General features: G+C 66.7%; 16 protein-coding genes. 5 read left to right on the top strand and 11 right to left on the bottom strand.

What is annotated here, in order from left to right; translation table 11 throughout:
• Positions 1-26 precede the first annotated feature (26 nt).
• A complete protein-coding gene (locus ABMY26_RS01175) occupies positions 27-1,211 on the top strand; it encodes a porin (protein WP_372394646.1) in 1,185 nt (394 codons plus the stop codon).
• Positions 1,212-1,262: 51 nt separating this feature from the next.
• Here ABMY26_RS01175 and ABMY26_RS01170 read toward each other — a convergent pair whose 3' ends face one another.
• Both ABMY26_RS01170 and ABMY26_RS01165 read right to left on the bottom strand, forming a co-directional pair.
• Positions 1,263-2,042, bottom strand: coding sequence for an enoyl-CoA hydratase/isomerase family protein (locus tag ABMY26_RS01170; protein ID WP_372394645.1), 780 nt, complete (start codon positions 2,040-2,042; stop codon positions 1,263-1,265).
• 12 nt (positions 2,043-2,054) lie between these two features.
• Positions 2,055-3,284, bottom strand: coding sequence for an ABC transporter substrate-binding protein (locus ABMY26_RS01165; protein ID WP_372394644.1), 1,230 nt, complete (start codon positions 3,282-3,284; stop codon positions 2,055-2,057).
• A gap of 591 nt (positions 3,285-3,875) precedes the next feature.
• Here ABMY26_RS01165 and ABMY26_RS01160 point away from each other — a divergent pair.
• Positions 3,876-5,429, top strand: coding sequence for a class I adenylate-forming enzyme family protein (locus ABMY26_RS01160; protein WP_372394643.1), 1,554 nt, complete (start codon positions 3,876-3,878; stop codon positions 5,427-5,429).
• Positions 5,430-5,501: 72 nt separating this feature from the next.
• On the top strand, positions 5,502-6,434 hold the full coding sequence (locus ABMY26_RS01155; RefSeq protein ID WP_372394642.1) for an NAD(P)H-dependent flavin oxidoreductase: 933 nt from the start codon (positions 5,502-5,504) through the stop codon (positions 6,432-6,434).
• Between the two features lie 96 nt (positions 6,435-6,530).
• Here ABMY26_RS01155 and ABMY26_RS01150 read toward each other — a convergent pair whose 3' ends face one another.
• Both ABMY26_RS01150 and ABMY26_RS01145 read right to left on the bottom strand, forming a co-directional pair.
• A complete protein-coding gene (locus ABMY26_RS01150; RefSeq protein WP_372394641.1) occupies positions 6,531-7,202 on the bottom strand; it encodes a TetR/AcrR family transcriptional regulator in 672 nt (223 codons plus the stop codon).
• Positions 7,203-7,391: 189 nt separating this feature from the next.
• The gene (locus tag ABMY26_RS01145) at positions 7,392-8,372 is read right to left on the bottom strand and encodes an enoyl-CoA hydratase/isomerase family protein (RefSeq protein ID WP_372394640.1); all 981 of its coding nucleotides are present in this window, start codon (positions 8,370-8,372) and stop codon (positions 7,392-7,394) included.
• Here ABMY26_RS01145 and ABMY26_RS01140 point away from each other — a divergent pair.
• Positions 8,371-9,156 carry an SDR family NAD(P)-dependent oxidoreductase gene (locus tag ABMY26_RS01140; RefSeq protein ID WP_372394639.1) on the top strand — a complete coding sequence of 262 codons (786 nt, stop codon included), beginning with the start codon at positions 8,371-8,373 and terminating at the stop codon, positions 9,154-9,156. The genes ABMY26_RS01145 and ABMY26_RS01140 overlap by 2 nt on opposite strands.
• 47 nt (positions 9,157-9,203) lie before the next feature.
• Positions 9,204-10,436 (top strand): thiolase family protein, encoded by a 1,233-nt coding sequence (locus tag ABMY26_RS01135; protein WP_372394638.1) that lies wholly within the window; start codon positions 9,204-9,206, stop codon positions 10,434-10,436.
• Between the two features lie 207 nt (positions 10,437-10,643).
• On the opposite strand, the gene ABMY26_RS01130 is transcribed toward ABMY26_RS01135, so the two are convergent.
• The 7 genes from ABMY26_RS01130 to ABMY26_RS01100 all read right to left on the bottom strand — a co-directional run bounded on the left by ABMY26_RS01130 (position 10,644) and on the right by ABMY26_RS01100 (position 18,535).
• Positions 10,644-11,801 (bottom strand): acyl-CoA dehydrogenase family protein, encoded by a 1,158-nt coding sequence (locus ABMY26_RS01130; RefSeq protein ID WP_372394637.1) that lies wholly within the window; start codon positions 11,799-11,801, stop codon positions 10,644-10,646.
• A gap of 87 nt (positions 11,802-11,888) precedes the next feature.
• Entirely contained in the window at positions 11,889-12,860 is a 972-nt protein-coding gene (locus ABMY26_RS01125; protein ID WP_372394636.1) for an LLM class flavin-dependent oxidoreductase, read from the bottom strand.
• A 67-nt stretch (positions 12,861-12,927) separates the two neighbouring features.
• Complete coding sequence (locus ABMY26_RS01120) at positions 12,928-14,280, bottom strand: FAD-dependent oxidoreductase (protein WP_372394635.1); 1,353 nt, start codon at positions 14,278-14,280, stop codon at positions 12,928-12,930.
• A gap of 107 nt (positions 14,281-14,387) precedes the next feature.
• A complete protein-coding gene (locus ABMY26_RS01115) occupies positions 14,388-15,581 on the bottom strand; it encodes an ABC transporter permease (protein ID WP_372394634.1) in 1,194 nt (397 codons plus the stop codon).
• A gap of 4 nt (positions 15,582-15,585) precedes the next feature.
• Positions 15,586-16,746: an ABC transporter permease gene (locus ABMY26_RS01110; RefSeq protein WP_372394633.1), complete on the bottom strand. Its 1,161-nt coding sequence runs from the start codon at positions 16,744-16,746 to the stop codon at positions 15,586-15,588.
• The gene (locus ABMY26_RS01105; RefSeq protein ID WP_372394632.1) at positions 16,737-17,438 is read right to left on the bottom strand and encodes an ABC transporter ATP-binding protein; all 702 of its coding nucleotides are present in this window, start codon (positions 17,436-17,438) and stop codon (positions 16,737-16,739) included. The genes ABMY26_RS01110 and ABMY26_RS01105 overlap by 10 nt, the downstream gene beginning before the upstream one ends.
• Positions 17,435-18,535 (bottom strand): efflux RND transporter periplasmic adaptor subunit, encoded by a 1,101-nt coding sequence (locus ABMY26_RS01100; RefSeq protein ID WP_372394631.1) that lies wholly within the window; start codon positions 18,533-18,535, stop codon positions 17,435-17,437. Before ABMY26_RS01100 ends, ABMY26_RS01105 begins: the two co-directional genes overlap by 4 nt.
• Between the last annotated feature and the right edge of the window lie 113 nt (positions 18,536-18,648).

Genomic DNA, 18,648 nt, shown 5'->3' with positions numbered 1-18,648 from the left:
TGTCCAATTCCGGAATGACCACCCCCATGCGCCTGACGCCCCTGTTCCCCCTGCTTCGCACCTCGGCCCTGACCGGCACCGCCTTCATCGCGCTACACGCAGCGCCGGCCCTTGCCGAGCCTGGGTTCGACCTGACCATCGGCGGGGACGCCTATTTCCAGGGCGCTTATGTCAGCCAGAAGCAAGACAGCGGCCTGCGGTCGACCGAGTTCTCCAACCGCCTGCGCCTGACCGTTACCCCGTCCGCCACCGCCGACAACGGACTGACCTACGGCGCCCGGCTGCGTCTCGTCGCCGGAAACGGCGATCCGTCCGTATCGAGCCGGACAGTCGAGAACGACCGCGCCTTTATCTATGCCAACGGCTCCTTCGGCACGGTGCAGGCCGGCGTCATCAACGGGCTGTCGGACGAATATGGGATCATCGGCCCCAACACCGAGGGCATCGCCGGCAGCCCGGACAGCAACGGCCTGTTGTTCCTCTATGGCTCCTCCACCTTCGCGGCCCTGCCGCTGGCGGCGACCAGCCTGCGGACGCTGGTGTCCTACGACACCGGAAGCAAGCTCATCTACATCAGCCCGAGCTTCGGCGGGCTGCAGGTGGCGGTGTCCTACACGCCCCGCCTCGGCGACTCCAACAGCTCGGTCGACCGCCGCAAGGTCGATACACTGGGCGATGCCCTGGCCTTCCGCGACATCGTCGAGGCGGGCGCCGCATTCCAGACCGCGGCCGGCGACATCACGGTGGAGGCCAGCGCCTTCTATCAGACCGGCAAGGCGGTGCGGCAGAGCGACGGCATCCTCGCCCAGTCCTTCGAAGATTTGAGTTCCATCCATGTCGGCGCCAATGTCGGCTATGGGCCGGCGAAGGTCGGCGTCAGCTATGCCTTCAGCGGCGACAGCGGCTATGCCAAGGGCATCGCCCGGTCGCGCGACCAGCAGAACCTGATCGTCGGCGCCCAGTATGTCAGCGGACCGCTGCTGTTCGCCGCCAACTACATGCGGGCACTCGGCAATGACGCAGCGACCATGACCACGCCGGCCAAAGCCGACATCTGGCAGGGCGGCGTCACCTGGACCCTGGCCCCTGGACTGACCGCCGGACTGGAGTATGACTATGTGCGTTCGACCCTGTCCGGCGGTGCATCCGGCGGGGCCGATCCGACCGACAGGGCGCATATCCTGATGCTGGATACACGCCTGGCATTTTAGAGCCTCGATCGTCAGGCACCGTCAGCTTGCCGCCCCGGCTCGACTGTCCGCTCAGGCGAAGCGCGGTGGACGCTGCTCGATGAAGGCGTTCAGCCCCTCAGCGAAATCGGCGGTTTCCGCACAGCGGAGGAAGAACGCCCTTTCAGCGTCCAACTGGCTGTCGAGCGTCTGCAGCGGGGCCTGCGCCAACAGCGTCTTGACGGCGCTGGCCGCCGCCGCCGCGCCTCCGGCCAGACGGGCGGCGATCCGGCCGGTCTGGCCGGCGAGGTCCTCGTTCGCGACCACCCAGTTGACAAGGCCAAGCCGCTCCGCCGTCGCGGCGTCGATGGCGTCGCCACACAGGAGCAACTCGGCCGCCTTCTTCTGGCCCAGCGCCCGCGACAGGACGTGCGTGCAACCGCCGTCGGGCGACGTGCCGAGCCGCCCGTAGGCGGTGACGAAACGGCTGTTCGCGGCGGCCACCACAAGATCGCAAGCCAGGGCCAGCGAGAGACCGCCTCCCGCCACCGCGCCATGGACGGAGGCCAGCACCGGCTTCGGCATGCGATGGAGGGTGCGCACGCAGGCGTGGAAGTTGGCGATCAGCGTTTCGATGACCGCGCGGGGATCATCCATGGCGGCGGCAATCGCCTTCAGATCGCCGCCGCCCATGAAGGCGCGCCCCTCGCCACGGAGGACCACCGCCTTGACCGATGCGTCGCCGGCCAGCGCCTCCGTCACGTCCCGCAGGCAGAGCGCCATGTCGATGTTGATCGCATTGAGGGATTCGGGCCGGTTCAGCACGATGGTGGCGACCGGGCCGTCGCGGTCGAGCCGTACGCTCGTGGTCATGGGAAACGTTCCTTATTTCTTGAGGAGCGGGCATTCGCTCTCGGCCGCAGGGAAGGCCTCCGCGCCGGGCAAGGTGCCAAGCAATGTGTAATAGTCCCACGGTCCCTTGGAATCCTGCGGCCGCTTCACCTGGAAGAGATGGAAGTCACGCACCGCGCGGCCGTCTGCCCGCAATTGGACGTTCCTGGAATAGAAATCGTTGATGGGCATCGCCTTCATCGCCGCCGCGACGGTGCGGGCGTCGTCCGTGCCGGCCTTCTCGACCGCCTTCAGATAATGCAGCACGGAGCTGTAGACGGCGGCCTGGAGCATGTTGGCCGGCGCACCGTGCGCAGCGACGAAGCGCTTGTTCCAGGCACGGGTCTCGTCGTTCAGGTTCCAGTAGAAGGACTCGGCCACCACCACGCCCTGCGCGGTGTCGAGGCCAAGGGCATGGATGTCGTTGATCATCGACAGCATGCCGGCCACGGTCATGCCGCTGTTCGAACCGGTCAAGCCGAACTCCTGCGCCTGTTTGATCGCGTTGACCGTATCGTTTCCGGCGTTCGCCAGAGCGATCACCTTCGGCTTGGCGGACTGCGCCTGAAGGAGGAAGGACGAAAAATCCGCGTTGTTCAGCGGGTGCTTGATCGAGCCTAGGATCGTGCCGCCGGACGCCGTGACGATGCGGGTGGCGTCGCGCTCCAGGTCGCGGCCGGCAACGGCGTCGAGGGTGATGAAGAACACCGAATCGCCGCCCATCTTGAGCAGCGACTTCATGCTGGTGCCGACCATCGCGCGGGTGTCCCAAGCCCAGCTCGATACCGTCTCGCCGCACAGCTTTCCCGTGACGTCGGGGGAAACCACACCCGAGAACGCGATGATGCGCTCCTTGGCGCGCGCGATCTCCAGCACGGCCAAGGCGACCGAGGAGCCGGCGGCGTCGAAGATCGCGTCGATCCGCCACGAATCGTACCATTCGCGCGCCAGGTTGGCGCCGATGTCGGCCTTGCCCTGGTGGTCGCCGACCACCAGTTCGATCGGCTTGCCGAGGGCGTTCCCGCCGAAATCCTCGATGGCCATGCGCGCGGCGACGGCCGAGCCTTTGCCGGTGATGGCCGAATAGGCGGCCGTCAGGTCGGTCAGGACGCCGATCTTGACCACGCCATCGCTCTCGGCGGCGCGGGCCGGCAGTCCCGCCGTCAGGATCGGCGGCATGGCCAGCAGCGACACGACGGCGCCGAGCAGAATTCTTGCACGCATCCTCGTCTTCCTCCCTTTGTCGGAGCCGGCACCATGGCATCGCGGGGGGCGGGGGTGCTCGCGCCGCAGCGACGCCCGGCGTCGCCGGCTCCTGAATTTGCGGTTGTTTCGCGAGGAGCGCGTCCGGCACCCGGACCGTTTTCCAGCCCATGGCCCGACGGGATCCTCCCGGCAGCAGAAGCCTTACCGAAATTGACTTCATAGTCAATGTTTATGGATGCAGCGTCATGCCTGGGCTCCGATGCGGCTCGAATGGGGGCGATGGTGGGAAAGATCGGCATCTCGCAGCGAGCGGATATGGCGGAAGCCATGGGCCGGCGCCGGGAAACGGCTTGCTGGCGAGCTTACTGGCGATCAAGGGAACAGAGTCGGATGCTGACCGAAAATAAAATGATATTGACCCAATAGTCAGAGCGTGTGATCGTGTTGGCCGCTTGGTGGCGCGGTGTCCGCGGCGCCGGGTCAAGAGGGAGGAGCGCCACCGGACGATCCGGCCGGCGCGCGAAGAACGAACCCAAGACCGGCCGATTCCGGGCGTCCGGCGCGTTGCCGCCGTCGAGCCCGATGCGCCGCAGGCCAGGAGGGCGACAGATGCTTGCGATCGAACATTTTGAACGGGCTGTCCAGCGTTTCGGCGACCGCGCCGTGGCGGTGGATGAGAACGGCGCGATGACGTACCGGGACATGGCTGCCCTGGTGGACCGCATCGCGGGTGCTTTGGTGAACAGTGGGGTGGAAGCGGGGGACCGCGTCAGCATCCTGTCGCCGAACCACCCGCACGTGCTGGCCTGCCAGTACGCGATCATGAAGGCCGGTTGCGTCTGGGTGCCGTCGAACCACCGCAACCTGCCGGCCGACACGGTGCGCCAGCTTCAGACGCTGGAGGTCGGCTGGCTCTTCCACCACAGTGCGCTGGAGGAGCATGTCGCCAGAGTCCGCCGGGAGGTGGCGGGCGTGCGGGGCTTCATCGCCATCGACCGCGCGACGCCGGATTCACCGGCTCTCGTGGAATGGGCGGACCGCCACCCTCCGGTCGCGTCGTTCCCGACGCGCAGCATGGAGGATCCCGTCGCCATCATGACCAGCGGCGGCACCACCGGGTTGCCGAAGGGCGCCATCCACACCAACCGGAGCTGGGAAACGAACACCGCCAACTTCTTCGCGAGCCTGACCTTCCGCAAGCCGCCGGTCCATCTCGTGGTGGCGCCGCTCACCCACGCCACCGGCGTTTTCCACTGGACGATGGTCGGTCGCGGCGCCACCCACGTGATCGCCCCCTCGGCCGACCCGGCGGTCATCCTCGGCCTGATCGAGACGCACAAGGTCAACATCCTGTTCCTGCCGCCGACGATCATCTACATGATCCTGTCGCATCCGGACCTGCACAAATACGACTGCTCCTCGCTCGAATACTTCATGTTCGGGGCGGCGCCAATGTCGGTCGACAAACTGCGCGAGGCGACGACGGTCTTCGGTCCGGTGATGTCGCAGATCTACGGCTCCACCGAGACGCTGATCATGAACACCATCCTGCGGCGGGAAGAGCTGGCCGAATGCCTGGAGAACCCGGCGCTTGAGCATCGGCTGGCGTCGGCCGGCCGCGAAGGGCCGTTCTCGCGCGTCGAGATCGTCGACGATGCCGGCAACCGGCTCGGCCCGAACGAACGCGGCGAAATCACGGTTCGCGGCGATTTCGTCATGAAGGAGTATTACCAGGATCCCAAGCGCACCGCCGAAGCGATGATCGGCGGCTGGTACCATTCCGGCGACATCGGGTACAAGGACGCGGACGGTTATCTCTACATCGTCGATCGCAAGAACGACATGATCATCAGCGGTGGATTCAACGTCTATCCGGGCGAGGTGGAGCAGGCGGTGCTGGCCCACCCGGCCGTGCAGGATTGCGCGGTGGTCGGTGTGCCGCACGAAAAATGGGGCGAGACCGTCCTCGCCGCGGTCGAGGTGAAGGCCGGCTTTTCCCTGGACCGCGACGAGTTCCTCGCCTTCTGCAAGAACCGCCTGGGCAGCATCAAGGCGCCCAAGATTCTGGAAATCGTCGACACCCTGCCGCGCAGCGCCGTCGGCAAGACGCTGCGCCGCGCCGTGCGCGCGCGCTACTGGGAAGACCGCGACAAAATCATCTGACACGCGGAACGGCGGCGCCTGTTCGAGCCCTGCGGGCGCCCGATCAACCGAAGATTTGGAGAGATGAGAACGATGATTCCCGAAAGCTTGCTCGGCCGGCTGAAGGTGCCGGCCATGGCCGCGCCGATGTTCCTGGTGTCGGGTCCCGATCTGGTGGTCGAAACCTGCAAGGGCGGTGTTCTGGGCACCTTCCCCACCCTCAACCAACGGACCCCCGAAGGTTACGAGGCGTGGCTGATCGCGATCCGCAACCGGTTGTCCGGGATGGACGCCGCGCCCTTCGGCGTGCAGATGGGCATCCATCACACCAATCCGCGCATGGCGGTCGACCTTGACCTGTCGATCAAGCATCAGGTGCCGGTCCTGGTGACGACGCTCGGCATCACGCGGGAGATCACCGACGCGGTGCATTCCTATGGCGGCCTGGTCTTCCATGACGCGACGACGGTGAAGCACGCGGTCAAGGCGCTCGACGCCAACGTCGACGGCATCATTGCCGTGTGCGCCGGCGCCGGCGGCCATTCCGGCACCTACAACCCCTTCGCCTTCCTCAGCGAACTGCGTCCCCTGGTCGGCGACAAGACGCTCATCCTCGCCGGCTCGATCGGCAATGGCCAGGCGATGGCCGGCGCCATCGCCGGCGGCGCCGACATGGTGTCCATCGGCACGCGGTTCATCGCCACGCACGAAAGCATGTGCTCCGACGAACAGAAACGGATGGTCCTGGAATCGACGGTCCAGGACATCGTCTATACGGAAGAAGTGTCCGGCATCGGCGCCAGCATCCTGCGCCAGACGCTGAGCCGGCCCTTCGACGCTCCGGCGCAGATCGGCCGGTTCGATGTGGCCAAGGAGATTTCACCCCGGCTGTGGAAGAACATCTGGTCGGCCGGACAGGGCGTCGGCGCCGTCAACGACATCGTTTCGACGGCCGACCTGTGCCACCGGTTGCGGGGCGAATACCGCGCGGCGCTTGAGCGCGTGTCTGGGTTGGTCGCCGCGTAACGGCGCACCGGCGGGCGCCGGACGGGGGCAGAAACACCGGGACGCGACGTCCATCGGGGCGGAGGCTGCCCGGTGGACGTCGCGTCCGGCCTTGCTTCACTCGGCCGTGATGACGGTGGGGCGCCGCTTGCGGGTGACGGCCTTCGGTTTCGCTTCGGCCGGTGGCGTCTTCACGGTGGAGGCTGCGCCCGGAGCCGTCATGCCGGCCAGCAGCAGGTCGGCCATGCCGTCTGCGATCGCCTCGGCCGGCAGCCGCCCCTTCGGCGAATACCAGCCGGGCACGGCGTGGACGGCGCCCATGAAGGTGTACACCGCCAGCTTCGGGTCGATGGGGCGCAGGCTGCCGTCCGCCATGCCTTCGTCGATCAGCGCGACGAAGCGCTCCTCGAACTGGTCGCGCCGGGCGACGATCGCCTTGCGGTCGGCCGGCCGCAGCGCGCCGACCTCGGTGATGACGCCGCAGGCCCCCATTTCCTCGGTCAGGGTCGCGATATACTGCCGGATGACGAGGCGCAGCTTGTCGGCGCCGTTGGTCGCGTTCTGTTCGGCGTAATCGAAGGATCGCTCGGCGATGTCGAGCGCCATCTTCTGGCACTCGAACAGGATCTCCTGCTTATCCTTCACGTAATTGTACAAGGTGCCCTTCGACACGTTGAGCGCCTTGGCGACATCGTCGAGCGACGTGTTGTGATAGCCCCGCCGGCTGAAGATCCGACCGGACTCGCGCAGAACGGCCTCCCGCTTCAGACGGTAGATGGCGTCGTTCATCTGCAGGACATTTTTCCACCGCGGCACGACGAGCTCACCCCAATATGACAGCTGTGCTGGAATGACGGGCAGGTCCCCAGGAACCTGCCCTCGTCACTATAGGGAACTTGTCGCCGTGTTCAACCAGGTTGGCCGCTGGACACGATCTTCTGACCCTTACGCTCTATGCGATGACCGTGGAGTTTCCGGTCAGTGCCCGACGAAGCGCGGCTTGCGCTTCGCGTTGAAGGCGGCGAGTCCTTCCTGAAAATCGGCGCTGTGCAGGTGCAGCGCGCTCATCGCCAACTCCAGCCGCATCGCCGTTTCCCGCGGCTGGTTCAGCCCGTCGTCCACCAGTTGCTTCATTCGGGCAAGACCAAGCGGGCTTTTGGTCGCGAGCTTGCGGACCAGGGCGTCGACGGCGCCCTCAAGCTCACCGTCGCCGACCACCTGGTTGATCAACCCCCGGGCCGCCAGCTCGTCCGCAGAAACCAGATCGCCGGTGAAGAAAAGCTGTTTGGCGAGCGTGACCCCGATCTTGCGCGGCAGCCGGACCGAGGCGCCCGCCCCCGGCAACAGTCCATAATTGGCGTGTCCATCGCCAAGCCGCGCACCGCGCACCGCCAGCACGAGGTCGCAGCTCAGCACCAGCTCCATGCCGCCCGCGGTCGCCAACCCGTTGACGGCCGCGACCACCGGCTTCGGAAAGGCCTCGATGCGGTCCATCAGCAGCGAGGCGCTTCGCACGAACGCCGCGGCAGCCGTCGCGCGGCGTTCGGCCGGCGCCTCGTTGAGGAACTTCAGGTCGGCCCCCGCGCAAAACGCCCGCCCGGCGCCGGTGACCACCAGCGCCAGCACCCCGACATCGTCGGCGGCCCGGTCGAGCGCATCGCCGAACTCCTCGATCAGGCGGGGGCCGATGGCGTTCAACTCCTCCGGCCGGTTGAGGGTGATGCGCGCGGAACCATCGCGCAGTTCATAGGCGATGTCGGCATAGCTCATCGATCGCTCCTCCAGAATCATCAAACGAGTTGACTTCATAGTCAGATGAGATGTATCAAAAGTCAACGCGATGATGAAGGGCTGCCGCCGGTGCCGCGGCCTGGCGTCCGAGGGCTCGCTTCGTTGGCCGGCCGTGTCGGGCAAGCGCCTTGCCATTGCGATCCCCCATTCTTCCAAGGACCGTTTCATGGGCAACATTCTCGATCTGCAAGGGCGCGTCGCCTTCATCACCGGGGCCGGTCAAGGGGTCGGCCGGCAGACGGCGCTGCATGTCGCCGCCGGCAACGCGCGCGGCGTCGTGGTGAACGATTATCATCGGGACCGCGCCGACGCCGTGGTCGAAGAGATCAGGGCGTTGGGCGGTCACGCCGTCGCCGCGCCGGGCGACGTGACGGATCTGGAAGCGGTCGAGGGCATGGTGCGCCTCGGCGAGGAGGCCTTCGGACAGATCGACATCCTGGTCAACAATGCCGGCAACGCCGGGCCGCACCAGGATCTCGCCGACATCAAGCAGTTCTGGGACACCACGCCGGAGGAATGGAACCAATGGCTGGGCACCAACTTCTTCGGTGTGCTCAACGGCTGCAAGGCGGTCCTGCCCGGCATGATGCGGCGGCGCTACGGCCGCATCGTCACGGTGATTTCCGATGCGGGCCGCGTCGGCGAACCGCATCTGGCCGTCTATTCCGGTGCCAAGGCGGGGGCCGCCGGTTTCATGCGCGCGCTTGCCAAGGCGGTCGGCCGGGCGAACGTCACGGCGAACTGCATCGCCCTGTCGGGCATCCGCACCCCCGGCGTCGAGGCGCTGCTGGGCGATGAAGCGGTCGCCAAGATGCTGAAATCCTACATCATCCGCCGCCTTGGCGAGCCCGACGACGCGGCCAACATGATCCTGTTCCTCGCCTCCGACGCGGCGAGCTGGATCACCGGCCAGACCTATCCGGTCAATGGCGGTTACGCCACCTCCCATTGATCCGGCCGGCGCCGTGTCGCGCCTTTCCCATGCAGAGGAGGTTTCAGATGGTGGACGACATCTACATCGTCGGCGTCGGCATGACGCGCTTTGGCAAGTTCCTGGAACGGCCGGTGAAGTCCCTGGTGCGCGAGGCCGTCGATGGCGCGCTGGCCGATGCCGGCGCCGTGGTCCCGGACATCGGGGCGGCGTTCTATTCGAACACCACGCAGGCCATCATGGATGGCCAGCACCTGATCCGCGGGCAGATCGCGCTGCGGCCGCTGGGCTTCGCGGAAATTCCCATCGTCAACGTCGAGAACGCCTGCGCCAGCGGCAGCACCGCCTTCTGGCAGGCCGTCACCCACCTCAAGGCCGGGCTGACCGACGTCGTCCTCGCCGTCGGGGTGGAGAAGATGTACGACGCGGACAGGACCAAATCCTCGGCCGTATTCAACGGCGGCTGGGATGTCCACGAGTCTGACGGAGTCGTGCGATCGCTGTCGGTCATCGGCGAAGGGATGCAACCGCCGCCCGACCGCGCCGCCGGGATCCGCAGCCCGTTCATGGAACTATACGCGTCGCTGGCGCGCGGCCACATGAAGCGGTTCGGCACCACCGAGCACCAGATCGCCGCCGTCGCGGCGAAAAACCACCGCCATTCCACCATGAACCCGCTGTCGCAGTTCCAGACGGACATGAGCGTCGAGGAGGTGCTTGCCGGCAAGATGATCTGCTGGCCGCTGACGCTGCCCATGTGTTCGCCGATCAGCGACGGCGCGGCGGCGGCGGTTCTGTGCAGCAAGGAAGGCCTGAAGCGCTTCCCCGGCGCCCGCCCGGTCAAGGTGCTGGCCTCTGTGCTGGCCAGCGGCAGCACCCGCGACTGGGCCGACATGGATCGCCACATGTGCCGAATCGCCGCCCTGAAGGCCTATGAGCAGGCCGGCGTCGGTCCACGGGACATGTCCGTCGCCGAAGTCCATGACGCCTCGGCCTTCGCCGAGCTCATCCAGACGGAGAATCTGGGATTCTGCGAGATCGGCCAGGGCGGCTGGATCGCCGAACGCGGCGAAACCGCGCTGGGCGGCCGTATTCCGGTCAACCCGTCGGGCGGGCTCGAATCCAAGGGGCACCCGATCGGCGCCACGGGCCTCGCGCAGATCCACGAACTGGCCGTGCAACTGCGCGGCACCGCCGGTGCCCGCCAAGTGCCCGGCGCCCGCTTTGCCATCGCGGAAAACGGCGGCGGGTTCATCGGCGTCGAGGAGGCCGCCGCCGTCATCACCATTCTTGCCGCCTGAAGCCGGGCGGGGGTGTCCGTGCACGGACACGGCGAGGGGCGGGTTTTCTGGTCGCGAGCGGTCCTGCAGCAAGGATGTCTCCGCATCCTCCCTCGAATTGGTCATCCCCGGCATGCCGGGTCGTTTCCCACGAGGTGGTGTCACGTCCCCCGGCCGAGCTGCGACCGAACCGCTCCTGGCTTCCCGGGGCGGTTCACCGCTGTCCGGTCATAGGGAATTGATCAAGCTGCGTCCGATCACACCCAGCAAGACCTCGCTTGTCCCACCCCAAATCGACTGCACGCAACTGTCGATGACGTCCTGGGTTGCCCGTGCTCCGCTCGCCCCGCTGATACCCATGGCACCGCGCAGCTGAACGCCCGCCATGGCCAGTTTCTTCAGGGTCTCGGTCGCCCGCAGCTTGGCGATGCAAGCCGACCGGGGATTGGAACGGCCCATGGCCTGCTCGGCTATGCAACGGTCGATGAACGCCTGATTGACGGCGCACTGGCTGAACAGATCGCCCAGCTGGAACTGCGTATTCTGGTAATCGAGGACGGTCCCCGCCGATGCCGGCCGGGCGCCGCAGTCGGCGATAAGATCGCGCAGGACAACGACGGCCGACGCCTGGGCATAGATCGCCAGAATCAGGCGCTCGATGCTGAGGAACGTCATGAGGTAGAGGAAGCCCATCCCCTCGGCCCCCAGCAGGCGGTCGGCCGGGAGCCGGCAATCGTCGAAGCACAGCCGGGCGGTGTCCAGGGCCGGAACCCCAGACTTCGGGATCCTTTCCCGGAAAAGGCCGGCACAAGGCGCCTCGACCAGGGCCAGGCTGATACCGGCCTGCCCACCGATGGCCCCGCGGTCGCTGCGTGCGGCCACGATAACGAGATCGGCCAGCGAACCGTTGGAAATGTGGATCTTCTCGCCGCTCAGGACGAGTTCGTCGCCATTGCGCAGGCACCGGGTCTGCATGTGGTGGATGTCGCTGCCCGACCGTGGCTCGGTCAGGGCTATCGCCCCCAGCACCTCGCCGGAACAGAAGCCGGGCAGGTAGCGCCGCTTCTGCTCCCCGGTACCGAGCCGAACCAGAAACGGTGCGACGATGTCGCTCTGCAAACAGGTCAGCAGCCCCGAAATCCGTCGACGGGCGAGTTCCTCGATGATCACCACCGAATCGAGGAAACCTCGCCCCCGCCCTCCGTATTCTTCCGGAACCATTCGGCACAGCAACCCGTTCGCTCCCGCCCGGCGCCAGATGTCGGCAGGCACGTGCCCGGCTTCGGCCCACGCACGGTGATGGGGAACCACTTCCGCATCGAGAAAATGTCCCACCTGCTCCCGCAGCAGATCGTGATCGGAATTGAATATATCGCGTTTGAGCATCCTGCCCCGTCACTTTCTGGATCAGCCCGCACTGCCGGCCGGCCGGCCATTGCGACCGGCCGCTGTAACCGGCCGTGGCCCCCGGTTTCAGGCCGGCTCCGGCACCAATGGCCGGCGACCGAGCTCAAGAACGTGCAGGATATGGGAGAGATCGGCCTCGTCATTGACCGCGTCCAGCACCAGCGTGCGATAGCCGAGCGCGCGGTAACGGGCGATGCAGTCGGCCACATCGTCGTAACTGCCGACCAGATACGGACAGAAGGTCTTGTAGTTCCTCAAGGGTTCCAGCCAATAGACACCGAATCGCCCGTCTTCGGCCTTGTCGGCGATGGCGCCGAGCTGCTTGAGCCACACGGAATCGCTGACGTTCATCGCCATCCGGTGGGCCAGCTGACCCCGCCGGTCGGCAGGAAAGCGTGCGTGCGCCACCTCCCAGGCCGCGGCACTTTCGGGACGGGCGATGATTCCCAAACGCAGGGCCAGCGGATGCCGGCTTTCCGCATCTCCGCGCGTCTCCAGCGCTTCGGGCGGTCCGGTATAGCCCAGCTGCGTCGCCCCCACCGCGGCGGCGGCGGCGGCGGAGGCCTCGGATGCACCGGAAACATAGAAATCCGGCATCAGGGCGGTGTCGAGTGCCGGAGCCAGCCGCAGTCCCTCGACACGGTAATATTCGCCGCGGAAGGTCGCCGCCTCCCCGCGCAACAGGCTTTGCAGTACGCGGGTGTATTCGATCAGGCGAGCATAGCGGTCATCATGCGCCGTCCCGTCCCCCAGCTGCGTCAGGTCGCGGGCAAAGCCGCCGGCGACCATGTTCAAAGCCAGCCGCCGGCCGTAAAGAAAGGCCAGCGAGGAGACTTTGCGCGCCGCCGTCAGGGGATGCATGTAAAGCGGCTGGGTGGCGACAAGGGGAACGAAGCGTTCGGTCCGTTCCAGCACAGCCTGCGCGACCGTCCACGGGTCGGCCAGACTGTTGTCGGTATAGATCAGCATGCCGGCGGCTCCAGCCGCTTCGCTCCGGCGGGCCACCGCGGCGATCTCGTCCAGATAGGCTCGCGGCATGAAACGATCCGAGGGCGGAGCGGTCGTGAAGAGTTTCATTGTCTGCCTTCTTTCGGTGTCGGTGAAGTCAGGGGAAGGCCATGCCCGTACCGGAGACCACCGCCGGCCCATGGCCACCAAGGATGCTGTCGAGGCTTTCCGGCGCGTCCAGCAGGTGCAGCACGCGGTCCACCCGCTCCATCAGGCGGGGCCGTCCCAACGAAGCGGCGAAGGCCCGCCGGAGCATCCGGTTGAGCTCGACCGCCTCCGGGCAGCGGTCGCCACGGAACTGGGAGTAGTTGAGATCCACCGCCTGTCCCAGCAACCATGCCCAGCGGGCGGGAACCATGGCTGCCGGAACATAGGCTTCCGCCAGGCGGCGGCGCCATCCTTCGCCGGCGCCGGCGGCGGCCAGGGCATGCTCCAACGGGCGCGCCTGCAACGCGGCGACCGCCATGCCTTGCGCGTAGAGCGGATTGAATGTCGCCAGCGTGTCCCCGATGGGAAGGTAGCCTTCCGGCAGGCGGCCCGCGATCGCGTCGAACCGCTTCAGCCTTACGCTGGCAATGCGGAAGCTGCGGATATCGGTGAGCAGGCGCTCGCGCGCCAGAAGCGAGGCGATGCGGCCATCCGACAGGGCCGCGATGAATCCACGGAATCCCTCTTCGTCTTTGGGCAGGCCGCAGCTGAAGCGATCCGTCGCCGTGGCGATCCAGCGCCCCCTTTCCACCGGCGCCAGCACCGCCCCGCAGGTTGCCGGTGCGTCGGCCAGATTGAGCCAGCCCGCCAGCTCGTCGCCCGCAGTCACCGACCGGGAAAACAACGCACTGGTGTAACGGACCTCCGGGAAGCTCGTCTCAACGGGCGGTGCGGGACAGCCAACGGCGGTAAGCCAGCTGTCACCATGGCCGCCGCGGCCGGTCGCATCGATGACCAGTTCCGCGCGCAGCCTCTCCGGCGATTGTCCGTCCGCAAGGCGGACTGCCGCGACCCCTCCCCGGCAATCGGTTTCCAGCCCGCAGACCCGGCCCTTGACCAACCTTACCACCGGCAGTGCCAGAACCTGGGTGCGCAGCAGATGCTCCAGCAGCGGCCGGGTCTGCGACAGGATGCTGAGGCCGGTATCCGTCGGTTCCATCCATCGGCCGGAGCTGAAGGTGCGCCACTGGGAACGGACCTTCAGGTCCAGACACCCCGCCGACCGGGCCGCCGCCTCGAAGCCCGGAAACAACCGGGCCAACACATCGCGCCCGGATTGCAGCAGCGCATGGACATGCACCGCCTGGGGTGTCGCCTTGCGGCCCTGCGCCCCGTCCGGCAGGTCGTCCTGATCGACCAGGAAAACCCGCTGGAACGACTTGGCCAGGACGGCACAAGCAATCAGTCCCGCAATCCCGGCACCGATCACTGCTGCTTGCTGGGTGTTGCCGTGCTCTGTCATCTGAGAGTTCCGCTTGCCGGGAGGCTGCCCCCCGATCGCCGTCCGGCATGGGGCGGGACCGCGCCCCGGCCGGTCCTGGCTTGGTTGAAGCAACGCGCCATCTATCGTCAGCCCCGGCCCGACAGAGCCGTGCGCAAAGGAAGACCGGCCGCCCGCAGCGCGGGAAGGCCGCCGCCGACGAGCCCGATCGCCAGCGACAGGATCACGGCACTGACCACCTGCCCCCACGACATGGCCAGCTCGAAGCCGATCCGCGTGCTGTCCATCCCGCGGGTCGACGCGGCCCAACCGTCCAGCGTCAGCCACGCCAGCGACACTCCCAGACCGCAGCCGGCCAGGGTCAGCGCCAGTGCCTCGCACAAGGTGCCGACGAAGGCCGAGCCGCGGCTGAAACCGAGCGCCCGGACGGTGGCGATCTCCACCTTGCGTTCGGAAACCGAACTGTACATCGCCGTCATGGCTCCGATGGCGGCCCCGAAGGCCATCAACGCCGCCAGCGGCCATCCCAGCCATAGAATGATCCGGCTCACTCTTTGAGACTCCACCGCGAAATACTGCGCTTCGCTGCGGGCGGTCAGCCCGAGCTGCGGGGCGTCCTCCACATAGCGGGTAAAGTCGGCCAGGGCGGCTGCGTCCTGAAGGGCGACGCGCACGCTCTGCAACTGGTTGAGCCGATTGAACTGGGATTGCACGACCGAGCTGTCGGCCAGAATCTCCGATTCATAGACCGATCCCGCAGCGGTGAAATGCCCGACGACCGTCCAGCGCGATCGCCCGAAAGTCACCGTGTCGCCCACGGCCAATCCGCGGTAATCGCTGGCCAGACGCGCGCCGACGATGATCTCGCCGGTGCCAGGGGTGAAAGGCCGCCCGGCCGACAGGGTCACAAGCGGACGGACCGACAGCCCGGCGCCGCCAAGACCCCGCAGCGACACGGTTTCCGTCGCTCCGGTGTCCCGGGCCTGCACGTCGACCGGCACCACCAGCTCTTCGGACACCAAGGCCCGCCCCGCCCCATCCCGCGCCACCCGCGGCGCCTCCTGAAGCAGGTGGAGCTGCTGGGATCCGATACGGCTGGTGACCTCCGACAACGCACCGCGGCTCAGGACCACGGCAACCGTATCGGACCCGGCGGTCGTCAACGACAGGCGAAAGCCGTTCGCCATCGCGAGAAATCCCAAAAGCACAACCACCACCAGGGCCACCGAGAGAACGGTGGACAACGAGGTCGACCAACGGCGTGGCAGGCTGGACAGGTTGACGCGGATCAACGCCAGAGACGGCTGCAAGAAACCAAGCATCGGTTCACCTGTGTCTAAGGGCGGCGGCGGCCGACAGGCGCAAGGCATGCAGCGCCGGCACAAGCCCGGTCAGCAGGGCGAAGGCCACGGCCTGCATGACGGCCAACATGATGATTCGGGGAGTGAGGTAGAGACCCGGGACGATGGAGCTCAGCCCTTCTTCGAGAACCGGAATCGCCGCTGCGGTCAAACCCAAACCCGCCAGAAGGCCCATGAAGAACAGAAGGAAGGTTTCCGAAAGGACGATTCCAACAATATGCTTTTGGGAAAAGCCGAATACCTTCAACACGCCTATCTCTTCCGTCCGTTCCCGAATGGCGAAGATCATGGTGTTCGCCACGATTATCAGGATCGTCACGAAGGCAACACCCACGACCAGGCGGACGATCAGGGCGATATCGGCGAACTGCTCCAGAAAGGCCGACATGAACTCGGTTTCCGTCCGGGTGCGGGTTTCGGCCCCGGAATTTGCGAACAGATCGTCTATGGCGTGGGCCAGTTCGTTCACGTCCTGGCCGCGGGCGGGAAGCACGCCGAACAGTGTCACCAGGTCCCGCCCGGATTGAAGCGAGTCGTTGATGTAGTCCTGGCGCACGATCATGAAGCTGGTGTCGACGGCCTGCCCGCGGCCGTCGAAAATTCCGGCCACATCGAAGGTCCAGTTGCGGCTGCCGTCGAGGTTGGCATGTTGGAAGCTCGTCACGGTGACCCGCTGGCCGATCTGCCAGCCTTCCCGCTCGGCCAGATTCCGCCCGACCAGCGCCGTGGTGCGCGACCCCAGGAAAGCCTTCGCGGCCGCAGGCGGAAAGTCGTAGGTGGCGGCATAGACGCGCAGATAGCTTTCCGGCTCGACCGCGTTGGCCCCGATGATGTTGTACTGGTTCATGAAATAGGCCCGGAGGCGGGTGATGTGGGTCACCGCCTCCACCCCCTTCACTCCGGCGATCCGCTGGAAGTGGCTCAACGGCAAACTCTCGCCGCTGCTGATCTTGTTGGCCACCACCAGCCGCTCGGCCGTGGCCTCGCCCCCTTCGAATCCCTGCTGGAAACTCGACAGGACCCCGAAAATGAAAAAGGCGATCGCGATGGAAAGCACGAGAAGCAGGCTACGCAACAGATTGCGCCTGAAATTCTGGCGGGCCAGGAAGAGGGAGGTCATGAGCATGCTGCCAGCTCCCTGGCGGCGAAGGCACCCTTGTCGAGAACCAGGGTTCGGCGGGCGGCGCGGGCCGCCGCCTCATCGTGGGTCACCATCACGATGGTCTTGGCCAGCTCTGCGTTCAGCAGGCCCAGAATTTGGAGGATCTCGTTGGCGGATTGGCGGTCCAGATTTCCGGTCGGCTCGTCGCACAGCAGGATTTTCGGATCCGTCGCGATGGCCCTGGCCACGCCGACCCGCTGCTGCTGCCCGCCGGAGAGCTCGGAAGGCAGATGCCCGGCTCGCTCGGACAGGCCGACGATTTCGAGGACGGTCCGCGCGCGCCTGCGGCGTTCACGCCCGCTCAAGCCCGTCAGGAGCAGTGGAAGCGCGACGTTCTGCTCGGCCGTCAGCATCGGCAGCAGATGGTAGGACTGGAACACGAAGCCGACATTGGCCGCCCGCCACCGGGTCAGGGCCCCCTGTCCCATCCGGTCGATCCGCTGGCCGCCGACCGTGACCTCGCCGCTGTCGACGCCATCGATGCCGCCGATCAGGTTGAGGATGGTGGACTTCCCCGATCCTGAGGGTCCCATAAGCGCCAGAAAATCGCCGGGCGGAATATGAAGCGACAGATCTTCGAAAATGTTCAGACGGCTCTGTCCCACTGCATAGGACTTGCCGACATGGCTCAATAGCACGCCTTCGTTCTGCATCATTGCCCCTCGCCTTTTTCCTTTTTCTCCGATCCAGGCCGATCGGAGCCGGACATGCGATCGAAAACCACCTTGGCCGCCATGTTGGCCAGCATTCCGCCGCCGGTGTTCGGCAAAGACAGCCGCACCGTCACCGTTCCCTTCTGCCGCGACGCCGAAGGCTCGATCAGCAACACCGATGCCGCCCGCTCCTGCTTGGGATAAGCATCCAGCACCACCCGCGCCGGCTGGCCGGGGGCGATGCCGGCAATGTTCGTTTCGGCGATGTCGACGTCCACGAACAGAGTGTCGGTATCCACCAGCGTCATCAGGACCGAAGGATCGGAACCGCCGCTCTCTCCAGAGGACACGACCTGCCCCGGCACCGTGGCGATGTTGACGACCGTGCCGGTGAAGGGGGCGCGGATGACCAGATGCTCCAGATCGAGCTCGGCCTGCTCCAGATAGAGCCGGGAGGTTTCCAGTGCGCGGTTCTGGACATTGACCTCGTGGCGCAGCCGGGCAGCCTTCAGGCGGGCGTCGGCGACGCTGGCTTCCGAGGCGATGCCCCGCGGCGCCAGCGCCTCCAGACGCCGCAGCGGGTCCAGCGACTGCGACAGCTCGGCCTCGGCCGAAGCGACGCGGGCCACCGCCATGTCGACGTTGGACTGGGCGATGCGGCGATTCAACAGCGCCTGCGCCATATCCAGGCGACCCAGGATCTGCCCGGCCTGAACGCGCTGGCCCAACTCCACGTCCAGCGTTGCGACACGCCCGCCTGCCTGCGGCTTGATCGCCACCGAGCGCGGCGCGACGACATACCCCGACCCGACAAGCCCCGAAGAGGGCGGCGGAGCCGGCAGGGGGACCGAAGCCGCAACGGGAGCGGCCGAGGCGACCGGCGCGACCGGTGCGTGGGCGGAGCGGGCGGAGAACAGGGCGGGTGCCTGCACCGCCACCCCGGCGGCGGCGGCCGACACCAGGCCCACGGCCAGAACCCACAGGCGCCGCTGCGGTGCCCGGCCGGGCTCATGCTTGGGCTCATGCTTGGGCGCATCGCCGCGGTCGATCGACAGGGACCGGAGTTTGCCGATCAGCTCATGGTTTTGGGCCATCGTCATCTTGCACACTTCATCGGTTTGACCGGACCCGCGGCCAGATGTCCGTTCCAAAGACAGTCGCCGGGCCGCGGAACCGGTCCGTACTGTGGGCTGCGGGATCGTCGTCCTCGACC

Source organism: Azospirillum sp. HJ39, from assembly GCF_041507355.1.
Taxonomy (GTDB): Bacteria; Pseudomonadota; Alphaproteobacteria; order Azospirillales; family Azospirillaceae; genus Azospirillum; species Azospirillum thiophilum.
This window is presented reverse-complemented; position numbering and strand designations above follow the sequence as displayed.

What these genes read in the sequence shown, in the direction of transcription:
- ABMY26_RS01175 (WP_372394646.1), top strand. Translation starts at nt 27, where the DNA reads ATGCGCCTGACGCCCCTGTTCCCCCTGCTTCGCACCTCGGCCCTGACC.
- ABMY26_RS01170 (WP_372394645.1), bottom strand. Translation starts at nt 2,042, where the DNA reads ATGACCACGAGCGTACGGCTCGACCGCGACGGCCCGGTCGCCACCATC.
- ABMY26_RS01165 (WP_372394644.1), bottom strand. Translation starts at nt 3,284, where the DNA reads ATGCGTGCAAGAATTCTGCTCGGCGCCGTCGTGTCGCTGCTGGCCATG.
- ABMY26_RS01160 (WP_372394643.1), top strand. Translation starts at nt 3,876, where the DNA reads ATGCTTGCGATCGAACATTTTGAACGGGCTGTCCAGCGTTTCGGCGAC.
- ABMY26_RS01155 (WP_372394642.1), top strand. Translation starts at nt 5,502, where the DNA reads ATGATTCCCGAAAGCTTGCTCGGCCGGCTGAAGGTGCCGGCCATGGCC.
- ABMY26_RS01150 (WP_372394641.1), bottom strand. Translation starts at nt 7,202, where the DNA reads ATGAACGACGCCATCTACCGTCTGAAGCGGGAGGCCGTTCTGCGCGAG.
- ABMY26_RS01140 (WP_372394639.1), top strand. Translation starts at nt 8,371, where the DNA reads ATGGGCAACATTCTCGATCTGCAAGGGCGCGTCGCCTTCATCACCGGG.
- ABMY26_RS01145 (WP_372394640.1), bottom strand. Translation starts at nt 8,372, where the DNA reads ATGAAACGGTCCTTGGAAGAATGGGGGATCGCAATGGCAAGGCGCTTG.
- ABMY26_RS01135 (WP_372394638.1), top strand. Translation starts at nt 9,204, where the DNA reads ATGGTGGACGACATCTACATCGTCGGCGTCGGCATGACGCGCTTTGGC.
- ABMY26_RS01130 (WP_372394637.1), bottom strand. Translation starts at nt 11,801, where the DNA reads ATGCTCAAACGCGATATATTCAATTCCGATCACGATCTGCTGCGGGAG.
- ABMY26_RS01125 (WP_372394636.1), bottom strand. Translation starts at nt 12,860, where the DNA reads ATGCCGCGAGCCTATCTGGACGAGATCGCCGCGGTGGCCCGCCGGAGC.
- ABMY26_RS01120 (WP_372394635.1), bottom strand. Translation starts at nt 14,280, where the DNA reads ATGACAGAGCACGGCAACACCCAGCAAGCAGCAGTGATCGGTGCCGGG.
- ABMY26_RS01115 (WP_372394634.1), bottom strand. Translation starts at nt 15,581, where the DNA reads ATGCTTGGTTTCTTGCAGCCGTCTCTGGCGTTGATCCGCGTCAACCTG.
- ABMY26_RS01110 (WP_372394633.1), bottom strand. Translation starts at nt 16,746, where the DNA reads ATGCTCATGACCTCCCTCTTCCTGGCCCGCCAGAATTTCAGGCGCAAT.
- ABMY26_RS01105 (WP_372394632.1), bottom strand. Translation starts at nt 17,438, where the DNA reads ATGATGCAGAACGAAGGCGTGCTATTGAGCCATGTCGGCAAGTCCTAT.
- ABMY26_RS01100 (WP_372394631.1), bottom strand. Translation starts at nt 18,535, where the DNA reads ATGACGATGGCCCAAAACCATGAGCTGATCGGCAAACTCCGGTCCCTG.